The sequence below is a fragment of the Luteimonas sp. 100069 genome (genome assembly GCF_003813845.1).
GTDB lineage: Bacteria > Pseudomonadota > Gammaproteobacteria > Xanthomonadales > Xanthomonadaceae > Luteimonas > Luteimonas chenhongjianii.
This window is the reverse complement of sequence record NZ_RPFN01000002.1, coordinates 64,810-76,585: the sequence shown is the minus strand read 5'-3', so window position 1 is coordinate 76,585 and position 11,776 is coordinate 64,810. Positions and strand designations below refer to the sequence as shown.

General features: G+C 67.5%; 12 protein-coding genes. 3 read left to right on the top strand and 9 right to left on the bottom strand.

Going from position 1 to position 11,776, the window contains the following annotated elements; all coding sequences use genetic code 11:
* Positions 1-139: 139 nt before the first annotated feature.
* The 5 genes from EGK76_RS06845 to EGK76_RS06830 all read right to left on the bottom strand — a co-directional run bounded on the left by EGK76_RS06845 (position 140) and on the right by EGK76_RS06830 (position 3,284).
* Entirely contained in the window at positions 140-793 is a 654-nt protein-coding gene (locus tag EGK76_RS06845) for a rhomboid family intramembrane serine protease (protein ID WP_096297474.1), read from the bottom strand.
* A 61-nt stretch (positions 794-854) separates the two neighbouring features.
* Positions 855-1,223, bottom strand: a complete 369-nt coding sequence (locus tag EGK76_RS06840; protein WP_233580208.1) for an MGMT family protein — start codon at positions 1,221-1,223, stop codon at positions 855-857.
* Positions 1,224-1,225: 2 nt separating this feature from the next.
* Entirely contained in the window at positions 1,226-1,456 is a 231-nt protein-coding gene (locus tag EGK76_RS15525; protein ID WP_179948156.1) for a hypothetical protein, read from the bottom strand.
* Positions 1,457-1,517: 61 nt separating this feature from the next.
* Positions 1,518-2,645: an inorganic phosphate transporter gene (locus tag EGK76_RS06835; RefSeq protein ID WP_096297473.1), complete on the bottom strand. Its 1,128-nt coding sequence runs from the start codon at positions 2,643-2,645 to the stop codon at positions 1,518-1,520.
* Positions 2,646-2,657: 12 nt separating this feature from the next.
* A complete protein-coding gene (locus tag EGK76_RS06830) occupies positions 2,658-3,284 on the bottom strand; it encodes a DUF47 family protein (protein ID WP_096297472.1) in 627 nt (208 codons plus the stop codon).
* A gap of 294 nt (positions 3,285-3,578) precedes the next feature.
* On the opposite strand from EGK76_RS06830, the gene EGK76_RS06825 reads away from it, so the two are divergent.
* The gene (locus EGK76_RS06825; protein ID WP_096297471.1) at positions 3,579-4,886 is read left to right on the top strand and encodes a hemolysin family protein; all 1,308 of its coding nucleotides are present in this window, start codon (positions 3,579-3,581) and stop codon (positions 4,884-4,886) included.
* The gene (locus EGK76_RS06820) at positions 4,876-5,505 is read left to right on the top strand and encodes an exopolysaccharide biosynthesis protein (protein ID WP_096297470.1); all 630 of its coding nucleotides are present in this window, start codon (positions 4,876-4,878) and stop codon (positions 5,503-5,505) included. The genes EGK76_RS06825 and EGK76_RS06820 overlap by 11 nt, the downstream gene beginning before the upstream one ends.
* Positions 5,506-5,652: 147 nt before the next feature.
* Here the strand turns inward: EGK76_RS06820 and EGK76_RS06815 are convergent, their stop codons facing one another.
* From EGK76_RS06815 to EGK76_RS06805, 3 genes are all read right to left on the bottom strand, one after another.
* Complete coding sequence (locus EGK76_RS06815; RefSeq protein WP_123832259.1) at positions 5,653-7,743, bottom strand: EAL domain-containing protein; 2,091 nt, start codon at positions 7,741-7,743, stop codon at positions 5,653-5,655.
* A 38-nt stretch (positions 7,744-7,781) separates the two neighbouring features.
* Positions 7,782-8,666 carry a phosphate/phosphite/phosphonate ABC transporter substrate-binding protein gene (locus EGK76_RS06810; protein WP_123832258.1) on the bottom strand — a complete coding sequence of 295 codons (885 nt, stop codon included), beginning with the start codon at positions 8,664-8,666 and terminating at the stop codon, positions 7,782-7,784.
* A gap of 110 nt (positions 8,667-8,776) precedes the next feature.
* On the bottom strand, positions 8,777-9,556 hold the full coding sequence (locus EGK76_RS06805; RefSeq protein ID WP_123832257.1) for an RNA methyltransferase: 780 nt from the start codon (positions 9,554-9,556) through the stop codon (positions 8,777-8,779).
* A 116-nt stretch (positions 9,557-9,672) separates the two neighbouring features.
* On the opposite strand from EGK76_RS06805, the gene EGK76_RS06800 reads away from it, so the two are divergent.
* On the top strand, positions 9,673-10,500 hold the full coding sequence (locus tag EGK76_RS06800; protein ID WP_096297468.1) for an inositol monophosphatase family protein: 828 nt from the start codon (positions 9,673-9,675) through the stop codon (positions 10,498-10,500).
* A gap of 296 nt (positions 10,501-10,796) precedes the next feature.
* Here the strand turns inward: EGK76_RS06800 and secF are convergent, their stop codons facing one another.
* Complete coding sequence (secF, locus tag EGK76_RS06795) at positions 10,797-11,762, bottom strand: protein translocase subunit SecF (RefSeq protein ID WP_123832108.1); 966 nt, start codon at positions 11,760-11,762, stop codon at positions 10,797-10,799.
* Between the last annotated feature and the right edge of the window lie 14 nt (positions 11,763-11,776).

Below are 11,776 nucleotides of genomic sequence, written 5' to 3'. Positions count from 1 at the left end.
CGGCCCTCCCACCGGTATCAGCGAAGATGCATGGTCCCGGGAGGCCGCGCTTGCGCCGGGGTCACCGCGAGGCCGGGAATCGTCGCAAGGCTTCGGAGGGCCTGGCAGCCATCTTGCGGCAGCCGCCCCGCGCGGCGCTTCAGAGCCTGCGGACGTGACGCTTGCGCCCGCCGCGGTTGAACGGCGGGCGTCCGCGCCAGTGCTGCAGCAGCAGCCAGCCGAACAGCATGCCGCCCAGATGTGCGAAGTGCGCAACGCCCGAGCGCGTGCCGGTGATACCGAGCACCAGTTCGACCAGGCCGTAGACGATGACCAGGGTGCGTGCACGCATCGGAATCGGCGGAAACAGCAGCACCAGGCGCTGGTTCGGGAACAGCACGCCGTAGGCCAGCAGCAGGCCGAACACGCCGCCTGATGCGCCCAGCGTGGGATACGGAAACGCGCCCTGGGCCAGCGACCAGCTGACCACGCCCAGCTGGCACAGCCCCGCGCCGACCACGCAGACCAGGTAGTAGGTGACGAAGCGCCGCGTGCCCCAGGTGTACTCGAGCTGGGAGCCGAACATCACAAGCGCCAGCATGTTGAACGCCAGGTGCGCGATGTTGCGCGGGTCGTGCATGAAGCCGTAGGTCACAAGCTGCCACGGCATGAAGCCGAGCCCACCGACCTCGCTCCCGCCCAGCGGCCACAGCATGAACACCGCCAGCGCGTTGCCCAGCACAAGTTGCAGGACGAACACGACGACATTGATGGCCAGGATCGCTTTGACGGCCTGTGGCAACCTCGGAAACATCCGGACTCCTCACTGTGCGGCGCCATGATAGCGGGCCGCGAGTGGATGCGACCGTGCAGGATCAGTCGGGTGCGCCGGGTCCCCACAGCGCTTTGTCGAGACCGTCTTCGACCGGCATGCGCACGCGTCCACGGGTCACCGTGACGCCTTCGGCGTGCAGGCGGCGCGCCTGCTCCGCAAAGCCCGCGGACTGCTCGGGAAACGCGATGCGACCGTCGCTGCGGACGATGCGGTGCCACGGCAACTCCGGATCGCCGTGGTCACGCAATACCCGCGCGACCAGTCGCGCGCGGCCCGGCAGCCCGGCACGGCGCGCGATGTGCCCATAGCCGGCAACGCTGCCCGCAGGTACCGCGCGGATGGCGGCGAGGATGCGCTCGCGGGCAGCTGCGTAACCGTCCAGGGCAGCGTCCGCCTTGCAGGCGATCAAAATCAGGATCGTGCGTCCGAGCGGCCGGGATGCCGCAAGGCGTGCTTGATGCGACCGATCCCGTACAGCACGAGACCACTCATGAAGCCCCCCATCGCTCCCCAGATCATCAGCTCGCGGGTGCGCGTGTTCCCGAGCTGCACATTGAACACGATGAGCCCGCAGACGATGCCGAACAGAATCAGAAGCAGCCCACACTTCAGATAAATGTTGGTCAGACCGAGTCGATTCACAGGCACATCCTCATGCGGTGTCAGGCGACTCTAGCAAACCGCCCGCAGGCAGCTGCGCAACTCATACCCAGCCGAAGTGATGGAGCGTCCGGAACAGGCCATAGGCGATACCGCCCGACATCGGGATGGTCAGGATCCACGCCCAGATCATCTTGTTGACCACGCTCCACTTGATCGCATTGAGCCGCTTGGCCGTGCCCACACCCATGATCGCCGAGGAGATGTTGTGGGTGGTCGAAACCGGGATACCGAGCGACGACGCGGCCAGGATCACCGACGCGGCGCTGGTCTCGGCGGCGAAGCCGTGGATCGGATGCAGCTTGACCAGCTTGTGGCCGAGCGTCTTGATGATGCGCCAGCCGCCAGCCGCGGTGCCGGCCGCCATCACCAGCGCGCAGCTGATCTTGATCCACAGGTCGATGTCGCCATTGGCCAGCGCGCCAGGGGAGGGATGCAGGAAGGCGAGCCAGTCCGGCAGGTTGTCGAGCGTCCCCACGCTCTGGGCGCTGACCAGGGTCAACGCGACGATGCCCATCGTCTTCTGCGCATCGTTCATGCCGTGCGCGAACCCCATACCGGCGGCGCTGACGATCTGGCTCTTGCCGAACAACGCATTGACCCAGCGCGGACGGGCGAGGCGCGCCAGCACACCGCCGCTGCGCGCCATCATCGAGATGATGAAGAACAGCAACCCCATCATCAGGAAGCCGGCGGCGAAACCGAGGACTGGCGAGCCGACCATCGGCACGACCACCTTCCACAACACGCCGGCGCTGCGCCAGATCGGTTCTGCGGGCTCCGACCAGATCACCACGTCGAAGTTCATTCCGGCCGCGGCCAGCGCGGCGCCGATCAATCCGCCGATCAGCGCATGCGAGGACGATGAGGGCAGACCGAACCACCAGGTGATCAGGTTCCAGACGATCCCGCCCACCAGCGCGCACAGGATCAGCTGCGAACCGACTTCGACGACCCCTGCATCGATCAGGCCCGAAGCGATGGTCTGCGCCACAGCGGTTCCCGCCAGGGCGCCGATCAGGTTCATCGAGGCGGCCAGGCCCACGGCCTGCATCGGCGAAAGCACTTTGGTCGCCACGACGGTGGCGATCGAGTTGGCGGTATCGTGGAACCCGTTGATGTATTCGAACACCAGCGCGGTCGCGACCACGATCAGCACGAGGGTCAGCATGAGGTCGGCCCGTCAGGAGTTCTTGAGCACGATCTCGTAGGCGACCACGCCGGCTTCGCGGCAGCGGTCGATCGCCTTTTCGAGGATCTCGAAGAATTCCTTGAGCAGGAACATCTGCAGCGGGTCGAGCTTCCCCGAATAGATGTCGCGGTACAGCTCGAGCATCAGCCGGTCGGCTTCGTTCTCCAGCGCGCGCAGCTCGTCGTTGAGCGCCTTCATCGGCTCGAGCTTCATGCTGCGCAGGGTGCGCACCATCTTTACAACGACCGCTGCGGCCTGCTCGAGCATCGCCGCGCGGGGCGCGAAATCGATATGTTCGAGGTGCTGGGTGGCCAGCGAGTAGCGATCGGCGAACTTTTCGATCTGCTTGGGAATCTTGTAGAGCGCCGAACCCAGCGCCTCGATGTCCTCACGCTCGATCGGCGTGATGAAGCTGTCCACCAACGCTTGGCTGATCTTGTTGGACGCCTCGCGCTCGCGCATGCGGGCCAGCTTGAAGGCGTCGAGCGCCGGCTGGCGATCGGCATCGCGGAGCATCGCGTGCAGGGCCTTGGAGCTGTCGTGCGCCGCGACCGCGGCCTCCTCGAGCAGGGTGTAGAACTGGTTGCCTTGGCCGAAGATGGTTTGCAGGGAGAACATGCCGGACGCCTCGATGTCGCGTGCCCGGGGTGGGACGCTTTGCGCAGGCGCGAATTATGACGGCTCAATGACAGTTGCGGCCAGCCCGGCGCGGCTCAGGTCGCCATTGCCATCACGGCCCGCTGCTATAGTCCCCGCCGCGCCCCCCGCGCTGTTCATCCCGCACATGGAAGACGATTCTAGACCGCCCACCGCGTCCGCCTGCTCGCCGGTCCCGAACCGCCGCCAGGCCCGACCGCTTGCCGCCCCCCGTCATCGCCGTGACCGGCATCACATACCGCGGGAGGTCCGGCGATGCTGGAACTGATCCTGATCGTGCTGCTGCTGATCGCCTGCAATGCATTCTTCGCTTTGTCGGAGATGTCGGTGGTCACGTCCCGCAAGCCGCGTCTCAAGCAGCTGGCCGCCGAGCACCGCAGCGCGCGCGCCGCGCTTGACCTGGCCGAGCATCCCGAGCGCTTCCTGTCCACGGTCCAGGTCGGCATCACCACGATCGGCGTACTCACCGGCATGCTCGGCGGCGATGCCCTCGGTACGGCGATCGGTACCTGGCTGGCATCGAGTCTGCCGATCCTGGGCAGCTATGCCTCGACCGTCGGCACCGTGCTGGCGGTCAGCCTGATCACGTTCCTGACCATCGTTTTCGGCGAACTGCTGCCCAAGCGGCTCGCACTGCTGGCGCCCGAACGCCTGGCATCGCTGGTCGCCCTGCCGATGCACTGGCTGTCGCGAGCCGCCACGCCCGCGGTGTGGCTGCTCAGCGCCAGCGTGCGAGGTCTGCTGAAACTGTTGCGACTGGACAACACCCAGGCGGCCCAGGTGTCCGAAGAGGAGATCCGCATGCTGGTGAGCGAAGGCCACGAGCAGGGCGTGATCGACACGGACGAGCGGAACATGGTCAACCGGGTGCTCACCCTTGGCGATCGCGACGCCGAGAGCCTGATGACTCCGCGTACGCGCATCGCCTGGCTCGACATCGGCGCCAGTTTCGAAGAAAACCTCGCCGATATGCGCAAGACGCCGTACTCGCGCTATCCGGTGTTCCGCGGCAGCGATGCGGATGTGGTGGGCGTGCTCGAGATCAAGTCGCTGATCGACCGCCTCGAGGAGCCCGAGTTCGACCTGTTCAAGTACCTGCGCGAGCCGCTGTTCGTCTCCGAGTCGACGCCGGCGATGAAACTGCTGGAAATCCTGCGCGAGCACCAGCAGTCGCTGGCCCTGGTGGTCGACGAATACGGCGACATCACCGGCATGGTGACGATCAACGATGTCATGGAGGCGGTCATCGGCCGCACCCAGAGCAGCGGCGCCGATGCCACCCCGCTGGTGGTCACGCGCGAGGACGGCTCGATGCTGGTCGACGGCACCCTGCCGACGGGCGCCCTGCGCGAACTGCTCGGCGGCGGCGCCCTGCCGGGCGAGGACGAGCACATCTTCCACACTGCGGCCGGCATGACGATCGCGCGCTTCGGGCGGATTCCCAACGTCGCCGAGCATTTCGAATGGAACGGCTGGCACATCGAGATCGTCGATCTCGACGGCCCCAGGGTCGACAAGCTGCTGTTGCAGCGCCTGTCCGACACGCACGACGATGCCGCCTGAGTCCGACCAGCGCGGGCAAGCGGGCACCCGCGAGTTGCTGGCGGCAATGGCACAAGGCGATCCGGCCGACACCCTGCGCTTCGACGACCTGCTGCTCGGGCTGGGCAAGCGGGTCTTCGGCATGATGCTGTTCATGGCCACCCTGCCCGCCTTCATTCCCGTTCCCGGGGTTGGCGGCGCCATCGGTGGCCCGCTGGTCGTGCTGATCGGTGTGCAGTTGCTGCTCGGCATGCGCAAGCCCTGGCTGCCGCGATGGCTCGCGCAACGCGGCCCCCATCGCCGCGCGGTGCAGCGGTTCGAGGCCGTGCTCGATCCCTGGCTCAGACGGCTCGAGCGGCTGAGCCGGGCGCGCCTGACGCACGTGCTCGACCATCGGGCAGCGACCATGTTCACTGGACTGGTGCTGGTGCTGCTGGGGATCCTGCTGGCCCTGCCGATCCCGTTCACCAATTACGTCTTCGGCCTGCTGCTGCTGGCGTTCGCGCTGGCCCTGCTCGAACGCGACGGGGCGCTGATGCTGTGGGCATGGGGCGTGGGGGTGGCCGCCATCGGATTCTTCGGCGTGCTCAGCGGCGCCCTGGCGACCGCGACCGGCGAGTGGCTGGGGCGGCTGTTCTAGGACCGGGCCTGCACGTTCCGACTGTCGGGCGTCACGCAGCGCGCGATGCTGCTGCCCTGCACGTCTTGGGGCCGTGTCGTCAAGCGCGAGCGATCGCCAGGCACCGGGCGCCGCGGGCCCAGGAGGCAACCCCAGCGCAGGCGATCTTCAGGCGAGCAGCGCGTCGCACTCCGCCGCCGTCAACGGAGGGCCCAGCCAGTAGCCCTGGCCGAGATCGCAGCCGCGATCGCGCAGCACCTCGTACTGGCCCTCCGTTTCCACACCCTCGGCGACGACGGTGATACCGATGGAATGGGCCATCGAAATGATCGCGGAAGTGAGCGCCAGATCGTCGGGATCCCGCAACAGGTCGGCCACGAAGCTGCGGTCGATCTTGACCCCGTCCACCGGCACCCGTCGCAGGTGGTTGAGTCCGGAGAAGCCGGTACCGAAATCGTCGAGCCAGATCTTGACCCCGCGCGTGCGCAGTTCACCGAGCACCTGTCCGATCCTGGCCTCGTCACCGATCACCGCGGTCTCGGTGAGCTCCAGGTGCAGCAGGTGAGGCGGCAGGCCCGAGTCGTGCAGTGCGGCCTCGATCTCGGCCGCGAAGACCGTGCTGTGCAATTGTCGGGGAGACACGTTGACCGCAATGAACAGCGCCCCCGCCTTCGTGAAACGGCGCTGCCAGGCACGTGCCTGGATGCAGGCCGCACGCAGCACCAGCGGCCCGATCACGTCGATCAACCCGCTCTGCTCGGCCACGTCGATGAACACCGGCGCCGCCACGTGGCCGAGTTCCGGATGTTGCCAGCGCAGCAGCGTTTCCACGCCGACCAGCGCCCGGTCCTCCATCCGCACCACGGGCTGGTAGACCAGGCTGAGCTCGCCGCGCTCCCAGGCCCCGCGCAGCTCCTGCTCCATGTGGATACGCCGCTCGCCCGCCTGATCCAGTGCGAGGCTGTAGAAGCGGTAGCCGTTCTTGCCGGCGAGCTTGGCCTGGTACATCGCGATGTCGCCGTTCTTGAGCAGCATCGTCGCGCTGCTGGCGTCGTCGGGAAATACGGTGATTCCGATCGAAATGCCGAGAAAAACGCGCCGGCCCTCGATGTCGATGGGCCGCGCGACCTCCTCGACCAGCCGCGCCGCCAGCGCGGCGGCGACGTCGCGCAGGTCGGCGCCGCTGCCAGCGGGCACCTGCAGCAGGATGACGAATTCGTCGCCGCCGAATCGCGCCAGCTGGGGACGGGCGATGTCGAATTCGCGAACGGCGGCATCGATGCGTGCGGTGAACTGCACCAGGGCCTCGTCCCCGGCGTCGTGGCCCAGCGTGTCGTTGACGCGCTTGAAGTTGTCGACGTCGGCGAACAGCAGCGCCAGTTGCCCGGCCGAGCCCTGCATCTGCAACAGGCGCTGGTCCAGAGACTCCCGCAGCGCAAGGCGGTTGGCCAGGCCGGTCAGCGGATCCGTGTACGCCATGCGGCGGATGTCGCGATCGTGCCGCGCGATGCTGTCTCGCATGCGGTCGAACGCACGCATCAGATCGCCGATCTCGTCCTGGCGCGCGTCGACCGGAATCTCGACGTGATAGTGCCCGGCCTCGATCTGCTGGGCCGCGGCGGCGAGCTGGCGTACCGGACGCACCAGCCGGCGTTGCAGCACCGCGGCGACCAGTCCGCCGAGTACGAGCAGCACCAGCAGCAACGCGCCGAGCCCGACCAGGTGGCGCCGGGCGATCTCGTCGAGGCGGGCCTGCATCGCGTCCGCCATCGCCACCTCGTCGTCGCGCACGGTGGCCAGCGAATAGCCGATGCGGACACCGCCCAGGCGTTGATCGCCGATTCGGATGGGCGTGGAGACGTCGAGCATCGAATCGTCGCGCTGGACGAGCTGCCCGCCGGCGCCGATGACCTCCAGCGCGAATGGATCGCTCATGCGCTGGCCGTAGCGTTCGATGTCCTGGCTGCCGTCGTGGACCAGCCGCCCCTGGGCATCATAGACGAGCACGTAGCTCACATCGGGCTGGCGCAGCACGTTGCCAACGGCGCTGCCGATCGCTTCGAGATCGGAGTAGTACAGCGGATTCACCAGGGCATCGGCGAGCTGCGCCGACACCGCTTCGCCGCGCGAGAGCAGGCGCTGCGAAGCCAGCGCATGCATCGAGCGCTGGCTCAGCGTGACGATCTGCCGCTGTGACTGCTTCTGCTGCTGCATGACCAGGGCCACCGACACCAGCCCGATCAGCACGGTCGCCGCCATCAGCGCCAGGAACGCCGTTTGCAGGCTCGCGCGCAGTTTCACTCGACGTCCGCCACGACGCGGGCCACACCGTCGCGCAGCCCATCGAGTCCCGCCCGGGTATCCGCATCGATGGGCAGGAAGGCGGTTGTGCGGAAGAACTGGCGAAGCGCGTCGGCAGCTGCAGGATCGTCCCGGGCCTCGACCAGCACTTCGCGCAGCCGCTCCGCCACTCGCGGTTCCAGGTCGCCGCGGACCATTTCCAGCGCGCGCGGGAACGGCGCACTCTCGTGGAAGATCACGAAGTCGCGCTTGAACGCCGGGGGCACCTGGCGCGGGCTGTCCCAGTCGAGATTGCTCATCGCCCCGGCATCGACCAGTCCCTTGTGCACCCACGAGGCGATGTTGAATTCCGAGCGCCCGAACAGATAGCCCACCGAGCCCGGCTCGGGTGCATCGCGCGGGGACAGCAGGATCTCCAGCGGCAGCCCCTGGGCAAGCAGCTCGGCGGCGGGCACGAAATAGGCGCTCGTCGACTGCCGGTTCTGGAATCCGATACTGCGACCGCGCAGATCCTCGAGCGCGCCGATGCCGCTTTCGCGCCGAGCGAAGTAGACCGTGTGGTAACGGCTCACGCCATGCCGCTCGGTCAGCAGCAGCGCCCGCGCGCCTGCGCGAGCCTCGAGGCGCATCGCACCGCTGGCGGTCTCGGTCACCCAGTCCACCCGGCCGCGGCGCAGATAGCTCTGCATTTGCTGGACGTCGCGCGCCATCAGCACGCGGCCCTCGGTGATGCCGACATCGCCCATGCGGGAGACGACGTAGTCCAGCAGCGGCCTGAGCTGTTCGTAGTGCGTCGTTGGATCGTCGCTGATGCGACCGAGCACCAGCACCTTGCGCGGTTCGGCGGCGGGTGAAGCCGTGATCGCCAGTGCCAGCACCATCCCCGTCGTGAGCCAGCGGAAGAAAGGACGCAAGGCCAAGACCGATCCGATGACGTGGATGAAGCGGCGAGCCTAGCCCAATCGGAGGTCGCGCGACAGCGGCTGCGCGCTCATCCGGCGTCGCGCGTTCCCGCCAGTCGCGCCATGCGCTGGGCGTCGGCGAGGATGCCGCGCAGCAGGCGGACCTCCTTGTGGTCGAGCCCGGTGCGCACGAAGAGTCGCCGCAACTTGCGCATCGCCGAATCCGGCGCGCGCCCCTTGTGGAAATCGATCGCGTCCAGCGTGTCGGCCAGCTGGGCGAAGAAGCCTTCGAGCTCCGCGTGCGGAACCGCCTCCGGATTCGCGGTCGCGATCACCGCAGGCGGCGCGTCGCCCTCGCCCAGCAGCGCCAGCCGCACTTCGTAACTGAGCACCTGCACCGCGGCCGCGAGATTCAGCGAGCTGTACTCGGGATTGGCGGGAATATGCACGGCGGCATGGCACAGCTGCAGTTCGTCGTTGTCGAGGCCCGTGCGTTCACGGCCGAACACCAGCGCCACCTCGCCGCCGGCGCCGGCCTCGACGCGCACGGATGCCGCCGCCTCGCGCGGCCGCAGTTCGCGCAGCTGCACGCGACGACTGCGCGCGGTGCATCCGAGCACCAGCCGGCAATCGGCGACCGCCTCGGCCAGCGTCGCCACTTCGACCGCAGCGTTGAGCACGTCCTCGGCGCCGGCCGCCATCATGTCGGCCTCGTTGTGCGGAAACTTCTGCGGGGCGACCAGCACCAGCCGGTGCAGCCCCATGGTCTTGATCGCGCGGGCGGCCGAGCCGATGTTGCCGGGGTGCTGGGTGCCCACAAGCACGATGCGGATGCGGTCGGCGAGATCGATTGCGTTGGTCGTGTCCATGCCGGTGTCGGGATTCAGGGGCGCTTGCATGACGCGAATGGTAAACTGCGCGACCGGCCCAGCGCCGGCACCGCTCTTTTCCCCCTCGATCCCGCCCGCGCCCGGAGACCTCCGCGATGCTTCAACCTGCTGTCAATGTCATGGTCAAGGCGGCGCGCGCCGGCGGCGGCGTCCTGTTGCGCAACATGCACAAGCTCGATGCGCTCAACGTCGTCGAGAAGGCGCGCCACGATTACGCGAGCGAGGTCGATGGCCTCGCCGAAGAGGCGATCGTCAAGGAACTGCGCCGCGCCTATCCCGAATACGCCGTGCTCGGCGAAGAAGGCGGCGCCAAGCCGGGCCGCGGTGGTCAGAGCCGCTACACCTGGGTCATCGATCCGCTCGACGGCACCAGCAACTACCTGCGTGGCCTGCCCCACTGGTGCGTGTCCATCGCGCTGGTCGAAGGCGGCGAGCCGCTGCACGGCGTGATCTTCGACCCGCTGCGCAATGAGCTGTTCACCGCGACCCGCGGCGCCGGCGCGCAGCTCAATGAGCGCCGCATCCGGGTGTCCGAACGCCGCGAACTGACTGGCGCCCTGCTCTCGACCGGCTTTGCCCCGCGCGAACGCAAGCGCGTCGGCGCGCAGCTGCGCGCGGTCGAAACGCTGCTCGAGTCGGCCGAGGACATCCGCCGTACCGGCTCAGCCGCGCTGGACCTGGCCTATGTCGCCGCGGCCCGCACCGACGGCTATTTCGAGGCCGGCGTGCACCCCTGGGACATTGCGGCCGGCGTGCTGCTGGTCCGCGAGGCCGGTGGCCGCGTCAGCGACTTCAAGGGCGCCACCCTCGGGCCGATGAACGTGGCTTTCGCGGGCGGGCGCCAGGTCGTGGCAGGCAACGTGCACATCGTCACGCCGCTGCAGAAGAGCCTGGTCGATTCGGGTTACGCCAAGGAGTTCTGAGCCGCCGCTCACCCTGGGCACTCCGGAGAGGCCGCGCATTGCGCGGCCTTTTTTGTTGCGGATCATCGCCGGGCTGCGCGTCCGCCATCGGCGAGCGACCGCCGGCGGAGCGCGCTCCGGACGGCACCTGTGTCAGCGGGTATCCGCATCTGTGTGCGCGACGCACATCCAGTCGGCGCACTGCCTTCCGCTCCAGGTCCACGGTGAGTGGCAATCCCACAAAAAGAAGCCGCGCAATGCGCGGCTTCTTCGTACAACGCTCATTCCGGCGCCTGGCGGCGACCGGAATGCCGATCTCAGGGACGGCGCGCCAACGCTTCCTCGTCGCGCGCCTTCGGCAGCAGGTCCTGCTTGGTCACCTTCAGCGCGCCATATGTCAGCAGCGGGCAAGCAATGAAGATCGACGACAGGGTACCGACCAGTGCGCCCAACATCTGGGTCAGCGCCAGGCCTTCGAGCGAACCGCCGCCGTAGAGGAACAGGGCGAGCACAGACAGGAAAAACACCAGCGAGGTGATGATGGTGCGCGACAGGGTCTGGTTGATCGACCGGTTGAACACCTCCAGCGGATCGGCGCGCAGTACGCGGAAGTTCTCGCGCACGCGGTCGAAGACCACGATGGTGTCGTTGATCGAGAAGCCCATCACCGAGAGCAGACCAGCCAGCACGGTGAGATCGAACTCACGCCCGGTCAGCGAGAACAACGCTGCCACCACCATCACGTCGAACAGCGTGGTCAGGCTGGCGACGACCGCGAACTTCCATTCGAAGCGCACGCTGATGTAGAGCAGGAAGCCCACCAGCACGAAGATCGCCGCGTAGATGGCGTTCTTGCGCAGGTCGCCCGACACCTGCGAACCGATCGACTCGGTGCTCAGGATCCGGCCGGGATTCTCCGGCGTGGATGCCGCCGACAGCACGCTCGCGGCAAGCTCGGCATTGCCGTCCACGTTCGTCTGGTCTTCCTCACCACGCACCCGGATGAGCAGGTCGGTACCGCTGCCGAAGGTCTGCACCTGGGCGTTGGCGATGCCTGCCGTCTCCAGGCGCTCGCGCACGTCGTCGACGCTGACGGCCTGCTCGAAGCGGACATTGACGGCAGTGCCGCCGGTGAAGTCGAGGGCGAAATTGAAACCCTTCAGCCCCACCACCGCGACCGAGGCAATGGACAGCAGGACGAACAACGCGACCCAGACGTGCCGCATCCGCATGAAGTCGATGCGGGTGTTGGCCGGGATAAGTGTCAACGGGAAAATTTTCATCTGTGGGTTCTCCC